At 46.7% G+C, this 19,111-nt stretch carries 13 protein-coding genes and 4 tRNA genes; 4 read left to right on the top strand and 13 right to left on the bottom strand.

Features of this window, described 5'->3' with window-relative positions; all coding sequences use genetic code 11:
* Positions 1-47: 47 nt before the first annotated feature.
* Positions 48-2,261, bottom strand: a complete 2,214-nt coding sequence (locus tag ACXAH6_RS02225) for an Ig-like domain-containing protein (protein WP_474874987.1) — start codon at positions 2,259-2,261, stop codon at positions 48-50.
* Between the two features lie 121 nt (positions 2,262-2,382).
* Here ACXAH6_RS02225 and ACXAH6_RS02220 point away from each other — a divergent pair, with 121 nt between their 5' ends.
* Positions 2,383-3,732: a dicarboxylate/amino acid:cation symporter gene (locus ACXAH6_RS02220; RefSeq protein WP_474874986.1), complete on the top strand. Its 1,350-nt coding sequence runs from the start codon at positions 2,383-2,385 to the stop codon at positions 3,730-3,732.
* A 493-nt stretch (positions 3,733-4,225) separates the two neighbouring features.
* Here ACXAH6_RS02220 and lolE read toward each other — a convergent pair whose 3' ends face one another.
* From lolE to dnaQ, 8 genes are all read right to left on the bottom strand, one after another.
* Positions 4,226-5,461, bottom strand: a complete 1,236-nt coding sequence (gene lolE / locus ACXAH6_RS02215) for a lipoprotein-releasing ABC transporter permease subunit LolE (RefSeq protein WP_474874985.1) — start codon at positions 5,459-5,461, stop codon at positions 4,226-4,228.
* On the bottom strand, positions 5,458-6,144 hold the full coding sequence (gene lolD, locus ACXAH6_RS02210; protein ID WP_474874984.1) for a lipoprotein-releasing ABC transporter ATP-binding protein LolD: 687 nt from the start codon (positions 6,142-6,144) through the stop codon (positions 5,458-5,460). Before lolD ends, lolE begins: the two co-directional genes overlap by 4 nt.
* A 184-nt stretch (positions 6,145-6,328) precedes the next feature.
* Positions 6,329-6,405 (bottom strand) — tRNA-Asp (locus ACXAH6_RS02205).
* Between the two features lie 27 nt (positions 6,406-6,432).
* Positions 6,433-6,509: transfer RNA gene (locus tag ACXAH6_RS02200), tRNA-Asp, on the bottom strand.
* A gap of 26 nt (positions 6,510-6,535) precedes the next feature.
* Positions 6,536-6,612, bottom strand: a tRNA-Asp gene (locus tag ACXAH6_RS02195).
* A 29-nt stretch (positions 6,613-6,641) separates the two neighbouring features.
* Positions 6,642-6,718, bottom strand: a tRNA-Asp gene (locus ACXAH6_RS02190).
* 679 nt (positions 6,719-7,397) lie between these two features.
* Positions 7,398-8,873 carry a TIGR03503 family protein gene (locus ACXAH6_RS02185; RefSeq protein WP_474874983.1) on the bottom strand — a complete coding sequence of 492 codons (1,476 nt, stop codon included), beginning with the start codon at positions 8,871-8,873 and terminating at the stop codon, positions 7,398-7,400.
* Positions 8,827-9,534 carry a DNA polymerase III subunit epsilon gene (gene dnaQ / locus ACXAH6_RS02180; RefSeq protein ID WP_474874982.1) on the bottom strand — a complete coding sequence of 236 codons (708 nt, stop codon included), beginning with the start codon at positions 9,532-9,534 and terminating at the stop codon, positions 8,827-8,829. Before dnaQ ends, ACXAH6_RS02185 begins: the two co-directional genes overlap by 47 nt.
* A 96-nt stretch (positions 9,535-9,630) precedes the next feature.
* Between dnaQ and rnhA the strand changes: the two genes are divergently transcribed.
* Positions 9,631-10,098, top strand: a complete 468-nt coding sequence (rnhA, locus tag ACXAH6_RS02175; protein WP_474875041.1) for a ribonuclease HI — start codon at positions 9,631-9,633, stop codon at positions 10,096-10,098.
* Positions 10,099-10,362: 264 nt separating this feature from the next.
* Complete coding sequence (locus ACXAH6_RS02170; RefSeq protein WP_474874981.1) at positions 10,363-11,547, top strand: pyridoxal phosphate-dependent aminotransferase; 1,185 nt, start codon at positions 10,363-10,365, stop codon at positions 11,545-11,547.
* A gap of 75 nt (positions 11,548-11,622) precedes the next feature.
* Here ACXAH6_RS02170 and ACXAH6_RS02165 read toward each other — a convergent pair whose 3' ends face one another.
* The gene (locus ACXAH6_RS02165) at positions 11,623-12,612 is read right to left on the bottom strand and encodes an NAD(P)H-quinone oxidoreductase (RefSeq protein ID WP_474874980.1); all 990 of its coding nucleotides are present in this window, start codon (positions 12,610-12,612) and stop codon (positions 11,623-11,625) included.
* Between the two features lie 198 nt (positions 12,613-12,810).
* Here ACXAH6_RS02165 and ACXAH6_RS02160 point away from each other — a divergent pair, with 198 nt between their 5' ends.
* Complete coding sequence (locus tag ACXAH6_RS02160) at positions 12,811-13,998, top strand: class I SAM-dependent rRNA methyltransferase (protein ID WP_474874979.1); 1,188 nt, start codon at positions 12,811-12,813, stop codon at positions 13,996-13,998.
* A 61-nt stretch (positions 13,999-14,059) separates the two neighbouring features.
* On the opposite strand, the gene ACXAH6_RS02155 is transcribed toward ACXAH6_RS02160, so the two are convergent.
* The 3 genes from ACXAH6_RS02155 to ACXAH6_RS02145 form a co-directional block, all read right to left on the bottom strand.
* Positions 14,060-14,362 carry a PilZ domain-containing protein gene (locus ACXAH6_RS02155; protein WP_474874978.1) on the bottom strand — a complete coding sequence of 101 codons (303 nt, stop codon included), beginning with the start codon at positions 14,360-14,362 and terminating at the stop codon, positions 14,060-14,062.
* Positions 14,363-14,583: 221 nt separating this feature from the next.
* Positions 14,584-18,480 carry an ATP-dependent RNA helicase HrpA gene (hrpA, locus tag ACXAH6_RS02150; protein ID WP_474874977.1) on the bottom strand — a complete coding sequence of 1,299 codons (3,897 nt, stop codon included), beginning with the start codon at positions 18,478-18,480 and terminating at the stop codon, positions 14,584-14,586.
* Positions 18,481-18,603: 123 nt separating this feature from the next.
* Positions 18,604-19,023, bottom strand: coding sequence for a CBS domain-containing protein (locus ACXAH6_RS02145; RefSeq protein ID WP_474874976.1), 420 nt, complete (start codon positions 19,021-19,023; stop codon positions 18,604-18,606).
* Positions 19,024-19,111: the final 88 nt, after the last annotated feature.

Genomic DNA, 19,111 nt, shown 5'->3' with positions numbered 1-19,111 from the left:
CTAAAACGCACAAAGCCGAGTCAATGACTCGGCTTTGTTGTCTGTACTTAATTTGTATCGAAACAGCTTGTTCCTGTTCCCCACGGGCTAGAGGGCGGCGCGGCACCGTTAGTTTGTCTATCTTCGGTAGAAACGCCGAGAATGTAATTCATACTTTCTACAGACTCACTACCTGAAGACTCACCGCGAGCGGTAATACTCAATTGTACCCAAGGCCCATATTGCTTGGGATAATTCAAATATACCAATGCCTGACCATTTTCATCAGTAGTGGCATCCGCATCGAGAGAAGCAACGTTACCAGGCGTAAGCTCACCATCACCATTGTCGTCTTCACCTTCGTCTAAAATACCATTGCCATTCGCATCTTCATTTGGGCAGGTAGCAGTGACTACAGCAACGTAAATCGATGCCTCAGCATTCCATTCCCACTCTCCTTTGTAATAGGCATTACCATCTGTAATCGATACTGGCGTCGCAGAGAAAGTAAGAGAAGCCGACTCAACTGGGTTTGCATCGGCATCTGTTACAAATACCGCAAATTCTTTTTGATATGTCGACTGTTGAGGCGCTTCAATCAAATTACCGGTACCCAATGAAATATCGAATGGGCGATCGCCAACCGTTATTGCAGTGGTATCGGTCACTGTAGGTGTGTCGTTTACATAGGCAGTAATTTGCACACTTTGATAGGTACTTACCGCGTTCGATTCATAAACAGTAGTGGCAATTCCGCGTTTATCCGTGCGACTTTGGGCGTCAGTTAGATTGCCGTTAGACACATCGCTAACAGAGAAATTAACCAGTTTATTGCGAACTCGGTTACCCAGCGCATCAAGAACAACCGCAGAAATGGTACTAGACTGTCCATCCGGCCCAATAGAGTCAGGGGTCGCATCCACAATAATGGTTGCAGCATCTTCCGCAATAAAAGCAATTTCAATTTGTGTAGATACCTGTGCACCTGTGCCACCTGTACCTACCGCAGAAATACTGGCTGTACCCGCGTTATCCGACTCAATGGTAAATGTTGCCTGGCCGTTACTATTGGTTGTTGTGTCAGCCACAGTAATCGTGCCACGAGACGCGCTAAAACTCACCGCCCCACCAGAAAATGGCGACGACTCTCGCAACCACTGGATCGTGAGCGTGGTTGGGGTATTCAAAGGAATATCATCATTCACATCATCGACGTCAGGTGGGTCAACAAAGTAGAACTGGTCTTGTTGAACCGATATTTCGTACGTCGTTATTGCACTAAGCGCCGATGCGATAATGGTATACGTGCCTGATGCAGTGGCGGTAAAATCAACAGTAGCACGTCCCGCATTAGACGTTGTAGGCGCCGCGTCATCCAAAGTCGTAGCCGTTACGTCATTATCATTTTCATCTTCAACTATTAAGGTAATGGTTTCACCGCTAATACCATTGTTGTCTGAGTCTTCAAGATTAATGGTTAACGCCGCGGTATCATCTATGATCACCGAATTGGCACCGTTAATATCAATTTCAGTCCCGACTACGTCAATATCGAGTGTTTGGGTTAAATCAGTGGTCGCAGACACACTCGCCGTAACGGTAATAGTTCTATTTTCATAATCACCACCGGTGCGCAGTAACACCACTGCTATACCATTGTCATCAGTGACGGGTTGAGTTTCTGCAATTGCCGCATTAGCGTTAGCAGAAAAACTCACAGTGACACCTGACAACAGGATGTTTTGCGCGTTTTTTACAATCGCTTGTAATTCAATTTCATCTGAACCACTCGACGCGAGCTGTGCCTGACTTGCAAACAATTCTAACGACGTGGGTTGAGCGACAGCCGCTGTAGTGCCAGACGATGTAAAACCAACTGTGGCAGTTTCGCCGCTGTCTAGGCTTGCGGTGATCAACGCGCTGCCAGAGTTTTCCCCTACTATCAACCCTATTGAGGCAACGCCTTGACTGTTGGTTAGCGCTGTACCAGCATCGTTGCCAAACGTGGCTAACCCTTCTATTGAGAGTGAGAATGACACAAGCTGACCACTTATCGCTTGACCGTTTTGAGTCACAGTGGCTTGAATGGTAAGCGGGTTATCACTACTTAATTCTGTACTCGTCTCTCCACTTTGATCTACCAAAGACAATGTAACGGTATATGCGGTATCAGAACTACCACCATCATCACTGTCGTCACGCTCAAGCGAACCTCCACCACCGCACGCAGTGAGCAAAAGTAGGCTTAACAACAGCGCTGGAAAGGTCAAAAATGTCTTCATAATTGTCTTCCTAGACCTCAATTTCAGATTAATCGGTCGTTTAAGTATTTAAAACTGCACGGAATCTGGCACACTTAGCGTAGCGAAATTAACAATAATGATAATTCCAGGGGAATACGCTATGTCGCAATCCGCACATAAACTCGGTTTAACCGCTCGAATATTTATCGGCATGATCGCCGGTATCGTCGTCGGTTTATTTCTTCAAGGGCTATTCGATGATAGCGGAGATTTACGCTTTTCGTTATTTGGAATCGACGTATCCACGTATGGCATTCTAGTCGATGGTATATTTTCAACTTTGGGGCAGCTATTCATTAACAGCTTGAAAATGCTAGTAGTTCCCCTCGTATTTGTCTCTCTCGTGTGTGGTACTTCCAGCCTTTCAGACCCAAGTAAACTTGGCCGGTTGGGCGTAAAGTCTATCGGGTTGTACATCATGACCACGGCTATCGCGATCACACTAGCTATCTTTTTTGCCACCGTCGTTGGACCGGGCGAAAGTATCAGTATGGCAACAGATGCGACTTTTACACCAAAAGAAGCACCATCTTTAAGTCAAATAATCGTTAACCTCATCCCTACCAACCCTGTTAACGCACTTGCTCAGGGCAACATGTTGCCAATTATCGTGTTTTCAGTGTTATTTGGTGTTGCAATGGCCATGAGCGGTGAAGCAGGTAAACGCGTTGGTGCTTTTTTTGAAGACCTCAACACCATCGTAATGCGCCTTGTGACCATTATCATGAATCTTGCGCCTTACGGCGTGTTCGTATTGATGGCAAAGCTCTTTGCTACCATTGGCTTCGACACTATTTGGAGCTTGGCGAAATATTTCTTCCTCGTTTTATTTGTGTTGTTCGTGCACGGCTTAGTTACCTATCCACTGCTACTAAAATCACTTACTGGTTTGAACCCCCTCATGCTAGTTCGCAAAATGCGTGAGGCGGCCGTATTTGCATTTACAACAGCGAGTTCAAGCGCAACGCTACCTGTCACTATGGAAACGGCTCGACACAAGCTTGGCGTAGGCAAATCTGTATCTTCGTTTACCTTACCTTTAGGCTCAACAATCAACATGGATGGTACGGCGATTATGCAGGGCGTGGCTACTGTCTTCATAGCGCAGGTTTTCAACGTTGACTTGTCAATGGGTGACTATGCAATGGTTGTTTTAACCGCCACTTTGGCCTCGGTCGGCACGGCGGGTGTACCGGGTGTTGGGTTAATTATGCTTGCGATGGTATTACAGCAAGTAAACTTACCTGTAGAAGGTATTGCCTTAATTATCGGTGTGGACCGTTTACTTGATATGACACGTACAGCCGTCAATATTACCGGTGACTGTACAGTGGCTTGTATCGTAGCCAAGAGTGAGAAAGAACTAGACGAAGCAGTATACAATAACCCGGATGCGGGTATTGAAGACGAAAACGTAGACTTTGCTCATTTCGAAAACAACAAAGGCTAATACCCTCCCCTTCATGCCGCAGCTTCTCGCTGCGGCATTTCAAAAACTCTTTCCAGTGCGACAGCTTCCATCCATTAGCATAGTACGAAGAAATAAAGCAAGAGAACCAAAGAAAGAGCGACCAGCAGTGGACAAGCGGGACTATGGAGAAACCAAGGGTGGATGTCTCAGCACAATACCGTAGCGATTACCTTCGGTATAGAAACACGCCGTAAATATGTCCCTATAGGCTCTGCGGCTGCATCCATGCAGCCGAAGGTTTTATACCGAAGATAATCCCTACTACAGTGTTGTATCCGAGCCAGTTTCAATTTTGATTAAAGGCACAAAAGCTAGAATCCCTCAGGAATTTAGAGAGCGCCAAGCGGTGGCAGTGTGCATCAGAAACCGTTCGCCGCAGGGATGCGGCGACACGAGCGTACAGGGAAGTATTCACAGCGTGTTTCTGAGGCACACTGTTACCGCCAAGCGAACGAACTACGAAGACACCAAACTACCCATTCAATGCACTAGCCGGCGAAATCTTCGCCGCACGATGAGCAGGATACAAGGTCGCCAAAACCGACAACACCAACGCCACCACCACCGTCATCCCCACATCAAACCAATGCATATCAGAAGGCAAAAAATCGATGAAATAAATATCACCCGACAATAGATGATGACCCGTCACGTTTTCGACAAACTGCACGATAGAAGCCACATTCGGCGCCACTAAAATTGCGCACACAGTCCCAACCGAGATCCCAACAACACCATTCAACAAACCATGTAGCATAAAGATTTGTTTAATTAACTTATCAGGCGCCCCCATCGTCTTCAAAATAGCAATCGCCGCACGCTTCTCACGCACCGCCATTACCAGAGTTGAAACAATATTAAAGCACGCCACAGCAATAACCAAAGTTAACGCAATGTATACCACCACGCGTACCAATTGAATGTCGTCGTAAAGATGCCCCTGAGTTAAGGTCCAATCAGGCATATAAACCGCTTGAGGAAATGAATAGCCAAATTCTCTGATCAATTGATAAGCATCAAAAGGGTCATTAAATGTAAACCGTAACCCCTGCGCCCCAGCCACCACTTCAGCTTGTTTCGAAGCCGTCGACAAGTGCATCATCGCCATCAGATTATCCATTTCACCGCCAATCGCTAACGCACCAGAAACCGTAAGATGCATCGTTTTCGGCGCTTTAAATGACAGATCATCCGTTACCGAAGGGATAAGAATAGCAATACGATCCCCCACCGATAACCCCAGCTTGTCTATAATCCCCTGACCCAGCAGTACACCTTGTTCGTCAGCCTGAAAACCTTGCCAGTCACTGTCAGAAACTTGCTGTATCCATGCATCGTTTTGTGCATAGTTAACATCGATCCCCGTTAATTCAACGGCTTTAAGCTGTTTTCCTTGTTGAATCATGCCAGTGAGCTTGGTGTAAGGCTGAACCTTTTTCACTCTTGGGTCAGCAGAAAACTCCTTCGCGTATTTTTCCCAATCAAAGATGCCACGATGTGAAATAGCATGTAACTCTCCGTGAGGAATAACCGCCAGCAGACGGTCGCGAAGCTCTTTCTCAAACCCATTCATAATGCTCAGTAAGACAATAAGCACAAAACAACCCAAGCCTATGCCCAAGGTTGAAGAGAAAGAGATAAAAGAAATGTAGCGATTTTTTTGCTTGCCACGGCGAAAACGCTGGGCGATAAGATAACCTAAGCTCATGAGTTAGCCATTAATTTACCACGCGTGAGCGTTAACACTCTGTCCATAGACTGAGCTAGGCTTCTGTCATGGGTCACAACCACGAAACTGGTATTAAGCTGATCACTCAGTTCACATAACAATTGGTAGATTTGCGCACCCGTAGTGTCGTCTAGATTGCCGGTAGGCTCATCAGCCAAGACTATTGAGGGGTCGTTAACCAAGGCACGAGCAATAGCAACACGTTGTCGCTCACCACCTGACAACGCCGCAGGCTGATGGGTTAAACGGTGGCTCAGCCCCACTTTTTCCAGTAATTCGGTTGCTTTTGCCATTGCGGATTTTTTATTCATACCGGCAATTAACAAAGGCATGGCAGTATTTTCAAGTGCGGTAAACTCGGCGAGCAAATGATGAAATTGATAAATAAAGCCCAGCTTTTGATTGCGCAATTTTGCTAGCTGGCTGGAAGATAACTCAAAAATGGCTTGTTGCTCTAGGGTAACCTTCCCCTTAGACGGCGTATCTAAGCCACCTAAAATATGCAATAAGGTACTTTTACCTGAGCCTGAACTACCCAAAATAGCCACTTGCTCACCTGCGGCAAGAGAAAATGACACGTCTTTTAACACGTCGACCGTGTTGTCACCGTCTTGATAACTTTTGCTGATGTGGTCACACACCAAAATGGGTTGGCTGTCCATTGTATCCTCAATTAATCTAGTAGGTACAAGCACTTGAATGCTTCACCACTTGCCAACGTACGTTGAAGCTAGTGTATACCAAACTGCGTAAATATTTAATTGAGACGGCGTGAAATACGCAAATACAGCGTTAATTGATGTAAATAACTATGTATTGGAAATATGTAATGCCATTTGAGGAAAATGGCGGAGCGGACGGGACTCGAACCCGCGACCCCCGGCGTGACAGGCCGGTATTCTAACCAACTGAACTACCGCTCCAACATAGGATATGGGTTTATTGCTTAATGGCGGAGCGGACGGGACTCGAACCCGCGACCCCCGGCGTGACAGGCCGGTATTCTAACCAACTGAACTACCGCTCCAGCAAGCAATAAGGGCGGATACTAAATGGCGGAGCGGACGGGACTCGAACCCGCGACCCCCGGCGTGACAGGCCGGTATTCTAACCAACTGAACTACCGCTCCAGCGGCCTTTAGTAACCTATTGTTGAAAGTGGCGGAGCGGACGGGACTCGAACCCGCGACCCCCGGCGTGACAGGCCGGTATTCTAACCAACTGAACTACCGCTCCACTTTTTCAACTATATCAGTGAGTTACATTGTTTGGGTAAACACCCTGTCCCTCACTGCGGCGCAGATGATACGGTGTCCCCCTAAAGGAGTCAACGGTTTTTTTTGACAAAATCGTGACAAGGCGATCGTTTGCCGCTTTTATCAGCAAATCGATGCATTTATAGCTTAAGTGACGAAATCATGATCAAGTTTACGAGCGATTCGCAGAAACAAATACGGATACCTAAAGATAGAGCGAGCAGCAGTGGGCAGAAGTGGATGTCTCCACTCAATACCGTAGAGATTAGAGCCAGCTTTTCTTTTCCTTAAAAGATTAAAAGCGGGATATACACAGTAAACGAGAGAGCGATAAGCGGTGGCTGTGTCCATCAGAAACCGTTTGCCGCAGGGATGCGGCAACACGAGCGCACACGGATGTGTTTACAGCGCGTTTCTGAGGGACACTGTTACCGCCAAGCGACCGGACTACGAAGAAACTAAGCGAGATGCACAAAGAAAGAGCGACCAGCAGAGGACAAGTTCGAGTCAGAAACCGTTCGCCGCAGGGATGCGGCGACACGAGCGTACAGGGACGTATTCACCGCGTGTTTCTGAGCCGAACCTGTTCACTGCCAAGTGAACTACGAAGAATTCAACTTTAGGAACTAAAGAACTACGAAGAAACGAAGCAAAAGACCCTACTCTTCCACCTCAGGCTTTTTCTTTTTAAATTTACCCAACAGCTTGCCAATAAAACCAACCGACGCTAACGCATCCGCACCATCAACAGTATCAGCCGCCGGAGCAGCAGCCGCTAAAGCCGCCTTACGTTTGCGCTTACGCAAAAATAAAATCACACCAATAACCGATACACCAACCACCACAATACAGCCATTGATGAGTAAAATAAGCATCACCACATCCTGAGGCTCTTCCTCAGGCAAGGCCTCCATCGGCATTTCTTCCATTAATGAAGCCTCAAGATCAGGGACAGCTTCCTCCTCCACAACCTCTTCTTCAGGCTCAGGCGCAAAAAAACTATACTCAGGCACATCAATAATGAAATCCCGGCCATCAACCGTTTTACCATAAGCCGTCATTTTGACCCTGAAAATCCCATAGTCGTAAGCCACAATTTCATGCTCACGCACCTTGTCAGACATATCAGTAATAGAAAAGCTCTGTGACTCGCCATTTGGAAAACGAACTTCACCGTCAACCAACAATGAATGCAGATCAACCAAATCTCTTTCAACATCAATTAATAACGTGTGATAACCCTTGCCCTTCTCGCTTAATTCTACTTCCATTTTAATCGGCGTAGGATAAAGCAGCAGTAAATCGCTAGACAATTCACGCATGTACATAGGGGTTTTAACGCGAAAGATAGGTTGCCACTCCCCCGCAGGCACAGACAAATTGAACTGCCCCGTAAACGTGCCATCCATCGGCGCTTCATCCATACCCTGCCCATTGTCTTCAAAAGTGGCTACCAGCTCATCACCAGCGCCAAAATTGTCATAGTTCGGGTTGTTGGTACTTTTAAACTCAATCGACAAGGCAACGACGTCTCGAAACTGCTTAAACTCGATCGGCTTATCGCCATTAGTTAAGTAGGCCGTTTGTTTGAGAATTTCACCAGAAAAGATAATAGGCGGTAGAGGGTCAGCGTGCAGTTGAATATCACTGAGCACCATCACTTTACTACCCGGGATAATCTGCCCAACCGCTTGCCACGGCCCAGCTACCGGATTTTTAATATGGATCAGATCATAGCTATCACTGTCATACCAAAATATGTCTTTGGAATCGCTATTTTCTACTTGTGTTTGAAATATTTTTGAACCGTCAGGACGCACCAGCACAATAGGTGCAGAGCCGTACTGACGGAAGAACACCATAGTAAGTTCTTTGACATTGTGGTCGACACGAAAACGATTTTGCAGCAGCTTTATACTATTTTGAAATTCATCACCAATATTTTCAATGGGTGAAAAGTCTTCTTCATCTACCGCAGCTCCAGACTGGGCAGACTCCTGAGCATAGACGCCGCTCGCTCCCATACAAAAAGAAAGAAGAAGGCAAAAAGTAACAAAGCGCAAAATCCTGATCTCACTCAGTTGAGGTTTATGACTCTTGGCGCCATAAACATTGTCCACCGGCTTTTTCAACAATATCTAACCGGGCTTCGTGTTGCACTAATTCATCGGCTGACGCCTTGATAACCTTTAATTTATTTCCATTTCTGGCTATTCGTCTAACCGCCATTTCATCGCCGTCGTTAGCACTGTTTCCGGCCAAATTTAACTTTGTTTGGCCACCAGTCATCAACAAATAAACGTCGGCGAGAATTTCCGCATCCAGCAAAGCGCCGTGCAATTCACGGTGGCTGTTGTCGATGCCATAACGGCGGCACAACGCATCAAGGTTGTTCTTTTGTCCCGGATGCATCTGGCGCGCGAGTACTAATGAATCAAGTACCGAACATATTTCAGAGGTTACCGTACCACGAGAACCTGCATGCATCGCAAATTCATGATCCATAAATCCGACGTCGAACGGTGCGTTGTGGATGACAAGCTGCGCTCCGCGAATAAACTCAATAAAATCGTGAGCCACATCGGCGAAAAGTGGTTTGTCTGCGAGAAACTCATTGGTTATACCGTGAACTTCGATCGCTTCTTGTTCAATCTCTCGCTGAGGGTTGATATACACATGAAAGTGATTACCGGTTAACTTACGACCAATCACTTCAACACAACCAATTTCAATGATGCGATGCCCTTCTTTTGGGTCAATACCTGTGGTTTCTGTATCCAATACTATCTGACGCATATCATTTCTTTATTTGAATCATTTTTCAGTTAGTATACCAAGCTAGGTCGTGCAGACCATGTTTATCTGAGAAAAGGAGCCCAAGTGGCAGAAAAAGTGGCGAAAAAAAATATTGCAATCTTTACTGACGGTTCGTGTTTAGGTAATCCCGGCCCCGGTGGCTATGGGGCCGTGATGGTGTACGGCAAACACCGTAAAGAAATGAGTGAAGGTTTTGCGTTAACCACCAATAATCGTATGGAGTTGCTCGCGCCTATCGTCGCGCTAAATGCGCTCACCGAGCCATGTAATGTCGATATTACAACCGACAGTCAGTACGTAAAAAACGGGATAAACTCGTGGATAAAAGGCTGGAAAAAGAACGGATGGCGTACTTCCGCTAAAAAACCGGTGAAAAACGTTGATTTATGGCAGCGTCTAGACGAAGCCGTGCAAAAGCATCATGTAACCTGGCATTGGGTAAAGGGTCACAGTGGCCACCCAGAAAACGAACGTTGTGACGATCTTGCCAGAGACGCCGCTTCGGGCAAAAACCTCAAAGAAGACAAAGGCTACCAAGCGTAGTCTTTGTTTTATCTCATCCGACCTTTTTCATCCCCACTTGTACGCTTCTACACACATATTCCCTCATAGTTCCCGGTCTTAGTCACTCATAGCAACATATAGCATTTTCATGACTATGCTTTTGAGCTTGTTTTTCGCAGCTAGCCAAGCCGCTGATTTGGTTATATTTAAATCAGCTATTGCATCACTCTTTAATTAGTTCTAGTGTAGTAAAAATCGTATAAATTATAAGCAGCGTATAATTAACCATCAAAAGAGTGGCCTATGAAAAGTGAAATCAGCAACATTCCTCAAATCAATACTTCCCGTCGTCAGTGGCTTAAAAATGTAGGGTTGGGGGCGGGTGCCGTTGCGTTAACTGCCTGCATGGATTCAAGTGTGAAAGACTTGAATGCCGCTGGTATGAAAACAGACCACTTCCCTTCTGCTACGCCAAACCTCAATGATGGTCTCATTCGCTTGTCGTCCAATGAAAATGCCTTTGGCCCCTCAGCGAAAGCCGTTGAAGCCATGCAAAGTGAGTTGTTCTATTTAGGGCGTTATACCGATGCCACAGTGAGTGTGTTAGCCGAGAAAATCGCCAAACAAGAAGGTGTGTCTGCCGAGCAGGTTGTCATTACCAATGGCTCATCTCCTATCCTTTTCGGTTATGCCAAATGGATCACGGAAAATGGGAACAAACTGGTGACATCAATGGCGACTTATGAGGGTGTACCCCGTGGCGCTGAATTTATGGGTGCCGATGTGACTTACGTCCCCCTTGATGCCAATATGGATTTCGACTTGGACGCGATTGAAGCTGCCGTCACCGACGACACGACAGCCGTGTACATCTGTAACCCCAACAACCCTGTCGGCCGTGTGCTTGATCCCGCAAAACTCACCGCTTTCGCCAAGCGCGTTTCACAAAAAGCGCAAGTATTTATCGACGAAGCCTACATTGAAATGTCAGATGCCTACCCTGCCAATGTACAAACCAAGCTGGCAGCCGACGGATACAACGTGGTGATTTGTCGTACATTCTCAAAAATACATGCCATGGCTGGGCAACGCCTTGGTTATGCCATTATGCCCGTAGAACAAGCAAAGAAAATGGGAGGCATGCTACGTATGGGTGGCGTGAACTACCTTGGCCTAGTGGCTGGAATGGCGAGCATGGACGACACTGAAAACTTAAATACCATGCGTCAGCGCATTAAAGTTGAGCGCACTAAATTAACCGCCGCAGCAGAGTCACTTGGCCGTCCCTACGCGAAAAACCCACAGGGTAACTTCATCTATTTAGATACAGGCATGCCGCATGACGAGTTCTCGAAAAAGATGCGCGCATTAGGAGTGAAAGTGGTAGGTAGAACTTGGCCGGGCTACGACAGCTGGTCTCGTATTAGCGTAGGAACGCCTGAAGAAACCGACGCCTGTGTGAAAGCGTTGAAAGCCGTATTAGCATAAATCGCTATTAATGTGATCAGACTACAGCCCAGCAACTTGGCCTCGCTGGGCTTTTTTAATGTAGTCTGGGCTTGTTTAGCTAGCCTCACCGCCAGTTTGTGTCAACCAAGTCACCACCAACTTACCTTTGGTATTGTTGCTCGCCATTTGCTCGTGAGCTTCGTTAATGGCATGCACAGAGTAAACACTGTCGAGATTCACTACTAGCTCACCTGACTCGAATAAAGGCAGGTATTGCTCAGTAAACCGTTTAATCAATTGTGCTTTATAAGCATCAGTGCGATTTCTCAACGTACTGCCAATCACTGACCCACGTTTGGCTAACAATTTAGCGAGGTCGAGTTGATCGGCAAAGCGGCCAGCCAGCATTGCAAGATAAACAACTTTACCGTCCATATTCAAAACCGATAAATTTCGATTTAAGTAGTCTCCGCCTACCATATCCAAAATTAAATCTGCGCCCTGCTTTTGCTGTTTTAATTCATTGGCAAAGTCTTGGTCTTTGTAGTTAATGGTGATTGCCGCGCCCATCTCTCGACACAAAGCCAATTTCTCTTCCGACGACGCAGTGGTAGCGGTAGTGACCCCCATCGCTCGGCAAAGTTGCAAAGCAGCTAGCCCCACGCCACTGGCACCACCATGGATCAGCGCAGATTGCCCCCGTTGCAATTGACCAATTTCATCAACCACCTGAAATGCCGTAATAAACACCTCAGTCAATCCCGCGCCTTCTGCCCAGCTTAAATTATCCGGCAACGGCATCAAATGATCGGCATTTACCGCCACCTCTTCAGCATAACCGCCTCCTGCAACTAGGCCACAAACACGGTCTCCAAGTTGCCATTGAGTTACGCCCTCACCAAGCTCAATAATCTCACCCGCCATTTCCAAGCCCAATATTTCACTCTCTCCTGCGGGCGGCGGGTATTTTCCCGCTCGTTGCAGTAGGTCGGCGCGATTAATGCCAAATGCTTTTACCGCCACTCTCACCTGATCGGCCTTGAGTGTAGGGGCATCGCATTCAGCGATGCTGAGCGCTTCTTGAGCGTGACTGACGAACTGCATAGTCATTCCTTTTCTTGGTGTTGATTGAATAAATTGCGATGTAAACACTTTCACTACTACACTTAATTTGTGGGCAATTTCCCAACCTTCAACCCATTGGTATAGCCCTTAAACAATCCGGCTTATTTATTTGCGCAACCTCGCCTACAAAGCTAAAAACCGCTATACTTCGCGCCTTTCGAATTACTGGGTATCGCTATGTCTGCCACTGTTGTATTAAAACCTGAACGCGAAAAATCGCTGAAACGTCGTCATCCTTGGGTCTTTGAGGGGGCTATTGCAACGGTAAAAGGGCGTTGTCGATTAGGTGATACAGTAGAAGTAGTGAGTGCCAAAGGTGAATGGTTAGGCCGTGGGGCTTATTCACCTGAATCTCAAATACGAGTGAGAATGTGGACATTCGACCAGCAAGAAAGTATTGATAACGGCTTTTTCGTGCGCCGTATCGAGCAAGCACTGCGTTTACGTCAGCATGTCATCAAACAAGCCAACACCAATGCCTATCGTCTTGTCGCGGCTGAATCAGACGGCCTGCCTGGCATCACCATAGATGTATACAACAATGTAGCCGTACTGCAGCTACTCAGCGCAGGCGCAGAAAAGCACCGCAATAAAATTGTGTGGGCGGTGACCAAATGCTTACCTACGGTTAGCGTTTATGAGCGCAGTGACGTAGATGTACGCCAAAAAGAAGGGCTTGAGCCACTTACCCAACCGCTGTCCGGTGAACCACCTCGCGAAGTGGAAATTGAGGAAAACGGCGTCCGCATTCTTGTCGATATTGAGCAAGGCCATAAGACCGGATTTTATCTCGACCAACGCGATAACCGAGCTGCAGCAGCCCGCTATACTGAGGGTGCTGACGTTTTAAATTGCTTTAGTTACACAGGCACATTTGCCACCTATGCGTTAAAGGGTGGAGCCAAGCACGTGACCAACGTTGATGTATCACAGCATGCTCTCGATTACGGTGAAAAGCACAGAGAATTAAACGGCTTTGACACCTCACGCTTTGCCCAGATTAAAGGTGATGTGTTTCAGGTGTTGCGTGATTTTCACGAACAACAGCGCCAGTTTGACGTAGTCGTACTCGATCCGCCTAAATTCGTTGACAGCAAAGCCTCACTCAAACGCGCGAGTCGCGGTTATAAAGACATCAACCTTTATGGCATGCACGCTGTGAAGCCGGGCGGTATTTTGCTCACCTTCAGCTGTTCGGGATTAATGCCAGCCGATTTATTTCAAAAAATCGTCGCTGATGCGGCCCTTGATGCCGGAAGAGAAATAAAAATTATCGAGCGCTTGTCACAAGCCCCTGATCACCCTGTGAACGGCACTTACCCTGAGGGTTATTACCTTAAAGGTTTGGTGTGTGAAGTATGCTAAAGCCTGCGCGCTTAGCGAGGTAAAAATAAAAAACTCCGCATTGGCGGAGTTTTTTATTTCGTTATTTCATTTCTGTTATTTCAACGCCGACAATACACGAGGTTTCTGACTCGGGTACGCACCTTACGACTTTAGCTAAGGCCGCCAGTGCCGGTATTTGTGAACTGGTTGAGTCTATACTCACGCTCACTTGTGTGCCCACTTCAATTGATGGTTCTTCTACTTCTAGCGACATACCTGTTGCGCTGATGTCTTTACATACCGCTTGAATAGTACGGCTTGATTCTTCATCGTTAATTTCCATCTGGCATGGAGAATTCACCATCATACGAAAGAAATTGCGTTTATCGTCGTACCCCAACATATCCTTACCTCTCCTAACTCACATTACTAGCAATCCGTGACTCTCGGGTCTGCTGGTCCTACTCACTGGCGCTGTTACACGTCGTGCTTACTGCAAGAACAACATCTTCTCTTCACGTTATAGGGTGTCAATTTACGAATGTCAATGTTAAGAAGACGTTATCTCCAACGTTCAATTTTCGTTCAACCACAATTCCCAGTTAAGTCTTTGTATGTAAGGAACTAAAAATCGTCCAGAAATTGTTGAATACGTTTAACCGAAATTGGGTAAGCCGTCCCTAACTGCTGAGCAAATAAAGAAACGCGTAATTCTTCGATCATCCAACGCCCTTCTAGCAAGGCTGCCGGAACCTGGGCAGACTGGTAACGCTTAAGCACAGCTTCATACGCCGCTGTCGCTTTATCAATCTGCACCTGCTGCAATCGATCGCGATTTGGATCAACCGGTAGTTTTTCTAAACGTCTCGCCAACCCTTTTAAATACCGATTCCAATCTGCGAGCCTGCTTGCGCCTATTACCGACACAAAACCCGGATACACCAACTCATTCAAGTGTTGCTTCACCGCGCCCAGCGCCGCAACCATAGACAAAGGCACGTTTCCTTTCATTTGCTTCTGACATTGATGTGCCAAGGTTAGCCCTGTTTCAACCTGTTGGGCAATTTCCAGCACCTTATCGTTAATATCCGCTCTAACGACATCCAAACAAGCATCAAAATCCGCTTTGCTTCTTACCGCTTTACCTTGTTTGGTTTCAAATTCTGTCACCAAAGCATCGATACCCGCCATAATACAATCATCAATCAGCGCTTTAATCTGACCAAAAGGATTGAAATACAAACCGAGCTTAGCTTTATTTGGCAGCTTTTTCTCCAAGTAGCTCAATGGAGAAGGCATGGCCATTTTAAGTAGTTGATTAACCCCTTGTTGATGTAGCTTTTTCGCTTTGTCTTCTTCATCCACCAGCTCAATATTCACTTTGCCTTTTTGTACAACCAGTGCGGGAAAGGCTTGCACTTCAAAACCACCGTGTTTTTGAGTAAAGGTTTCTGGGAGGCTATCGAAATCCCATGTCTGAATATCTTTGCGCTCCAACTCAGGTGTGGCCGCTTGCTCAAAGGTTTGTTGCACACGGCCCTGTAATTGCGCTTTCAGTGCCGACAAGTCATCACCACTGCCAAGCACATTGTTATCAGCATCTACTACTGCAAAATGCATCACCAAGTGCCGTTCAAGTTGGGTTTGTTGCCAGTCTTCCAATTCCACTGTAATACCGGTCATTCTGCGCAGCTTATGTGTGACCGCTTCGAACAAACTGACCGGTCGCCCCTTGCTGTCGGTCATGGCCATGTCATCTAAACACGCTTGGGCGTAATCTGGCGCTGGAACAAAGTTCCGACGGAGCTTTTTCGGTAGGCCTTTAATCAAAGCCACAATGAGTTCATGACGTAACCCAGGTACAGACCAATCAAAACCAATATCATCGACTTGGTTCAGTAGCGGCAGTGGAATATTCACCGTCACACCATCGTCTGGGGCGTTAGGTTCAAAGTGATAGGTCAGTGGAAAGCGCAAGTTACCTTGCTTCCAAGTATCAGGAAACGCGTTCGCCGTGCTTTGGCCAGGTTGCTGCTTGTATACATCTTCTTCTTTTAAGCGCAGGGCTTCACGTTTATCCGCTTGCTTACAGTATTTTTTGAATGCTGCTTCGTTGTTCACATCCACAGGTAAACGCGCTGCGTAAAAGTCGATCAGGGTTTGCTCGTCGACCATCAAATCTCGACGACGTGTTTTTTGCTCCCATTCATCGGCTTGTTCAAGCAGTGCTTGGTTGTCTTTTAAAAAGTCAAAATTCAGTTTGGTTTCACCCAACACCAACGCTTGTTGAATAAATAACTGTTGTGATACCACAGGATCGATTTGGCTATACACCACATGGCGCTGCGGCACTATGGGTAAACCAAACAAAGTAACTTTTTCACTCGCCACCACAGCGCCACGTTTTTTCGACCAGTGAGGCTCTGAATAATTTGAACGCGTGAGATGCTTAGCAATGGGCTCAACCCACAAAGGGTCGATTTTGGCGTTCATTCTGGCGAATAATCGCGAGGTTTCGACCAATTCAGCCGCCATCACCCACTTAGGGCTGGCTTTAGTGATACCTGAACCGGGGAACAACATAAAGCGGGTATTACGCGCCCCGAGATATTCTTTATCTTTGTCTTTAAAACCTAAATGAGACAACAAGCCAGTACAAATCGACTGATGTACCGCTTGATAGTCGGCTTCTTGTTTACTGATCCCCAAACCAATTTCAGCCACCGACTTTTTCAACTGACTCACAATGTCTTGCCATTCACGCATGCGAAGATAATTGATAAAGTTCGCTTTACACCACTTGCGTAACTGATTTTGACTGAGCGCATTTTGCTGTTCGCGGAAGCCCTGCCACAAGTTCCACAAGGCAATAAAATCCGATTCTTTGTCAGCAAAAACAGCGTGCTTTTCATCGGCTTGCTGACGCTTTTCCTGAGGTCGCTCGCGCGGATCTTGAATCGACAAGCCAGCAGCAATCACCATCACTTCCATCACAGCGTTGTTGTCAGCCGCGGCAATGACCATGCGCGCATAGCGCGGGTCGATGGGTAAACGGGCAATTTTTCGCCCTAATTGAGTGAGTGAGGTTTTACCTTTTTGCTTACTGACCGCTTGAATTTCTTCTAACAATCGGAAGCCGTCATTGATATTGCGATTTTCTGGCGGCTGCACAAAGTCAAAATTGGCAATATCGCCCAGCCCTAATGCCAGCATCTGCAGGATGACAGACGCAAGATTGGTACGCAGTATTTCAGGATCAGTGAATTCTGGACGAGATAGATAGTCTTCCTCACTGTACAAGCGAATGCAGATCCCCTCTGATACCCGCCCGCATCGACCTGCACGCTGGTTAGCCGAGGCCTGAGAAATGGGCTCTATGGGTAAGCGTTGCACTTTACTGCGTGCACTATAACGAGAAATACGTGCGGTACCTGGGTCGATCACGTATTTTATGCCCGGTACGGTGAGTGACGTTTCTGCTACGTTGGTCGCCAAAACAATGCGCTGACCACTATGAGACTGGAATATCCGATTTTGTTCACTGGCAGATAAGCGCGCATACAAGGGCACGATTTCTGTGTGTTTGTATTTCTGTTTTTCCAACGCATCTTGGGTATCGCGAATTTCTCGCTCACCACTTAAAAATACTAAAATATCCCCAGGCGCTTCACTTTTCAGTTCATCAACGGCAGCAATAATGGCATCGGTTTGATCAACGTCGGCGTCTTCATAACTGTGATAACGCACTTCTACCGGATAAGTACGCCCACTTACTTCAATGATTGGCGCATTACCAAAGTGTCGAGAGAAGCGTTCAGGGTCAATGGTTGCAGACGTAATGATGAGCTTTAATTCAGGGCGTTTCTGCAGAAGCTGCTTTAAATAACCGAGCAAGAAATCAATGTTCAGGCTACGCTCGTGTGCCTCATCGATAATAATGGTGTCATATTGATTGAGAAAGCGGTCTTGCTGCATCTCTGCCAAAAGCATACCGTCAGTCATTAATTTCACATAAGTGTTATCACTCACTTGGTCGGAAAAACGGATCTTAAACCCGACCTTTTCACCTAAGGGTGACTTTAACTCTTCGGCAATACGGGTCGCCACACTGCGCGCAGCAAGACGACGAGGCTGAGTGTGAGCAATCATACCGTCGACACCACGGCCCAGCTCTAAACAAATTTTGGGTAACTGGGTGGTTTTCCCTGAGCCGGTTTCACCTGCAACAATAACAACCTGATTATTAGCAATCGCTTGTTTGATAAAATCTTTTTGTTCACTAACAGGAAGAGGCGGATACTCCACGTCAGGCAATAATTCCTGACGTCTTGTTTTTGCTGCCACCGATTCTGCAACCCGAGCCGCTATGGCTTCATGCTGTTTTTGTTGTTCAGCCGCGTCTTTCATTTGCCCCAATTTGCGAAGCATACGGCGTAGCGGAAACTTGTCTTTGTGTAGACAAGCCTCTAGCAAAGAATACAGAGATTTAATCGATGGTAATGATGTGTCTTGTTGGCTCAAACCGCTTGCCCTTCCTTTCGTTGAGGCAGCGATCCTAGAAGAAGCCGCGTTTCATTTCCAGTATTGTATGACTAACACGGCAAATTCTTCTTTAAAAAACAAAATGTCACCAGCTGCGCAGGGCTAACTCGCTTGCTTATAGCCTGATCGCAAGTGCATATCGATAGCCTTTAATACGTCGGTACGAGTAATGCAGCCAACTAGGTAACCGTCGTCATCCACCACCGGATAGACTTTTGGGACCAAGGTTATCATTTTCTGTGCTATCTCAAGAATCGACGTATAAGGCTTAACGGTTTCTACCGGTGTTGTCATGATGTCTTTCACTCGACACACTTGTTCGCGATAGTAACTCGACTCCATCATGTTGCGAATACAGTCTTGTTCAGAGAGAAATCCTGCGATGCGCCCATTTGCATCGATCACAGGGCCTCCGGTTTGGTGTGAATCCAGCAACCGCTCTACGGCTTCGGCAACTGGCATATCAATATGTAACTTTACTGGGTGATGACTCATATAACGAGCCACTTGAAGTGATTCCATAATGCCTCCCACAGCTTGTTTTCAGTTTTCCAACCTCACAAGCTTGATGTTGTTATGTTGGCAACGCGTACACACAACACACTCACAG

The sequence above is a fragment of the Alteromonas sp. ABE4_545 genome (assembly GCF_056161325.1).
Note: the sequence above shows the minus strand (reverse complement) of the source record. Positions and strands in the feature narration are given on the sequence as shown.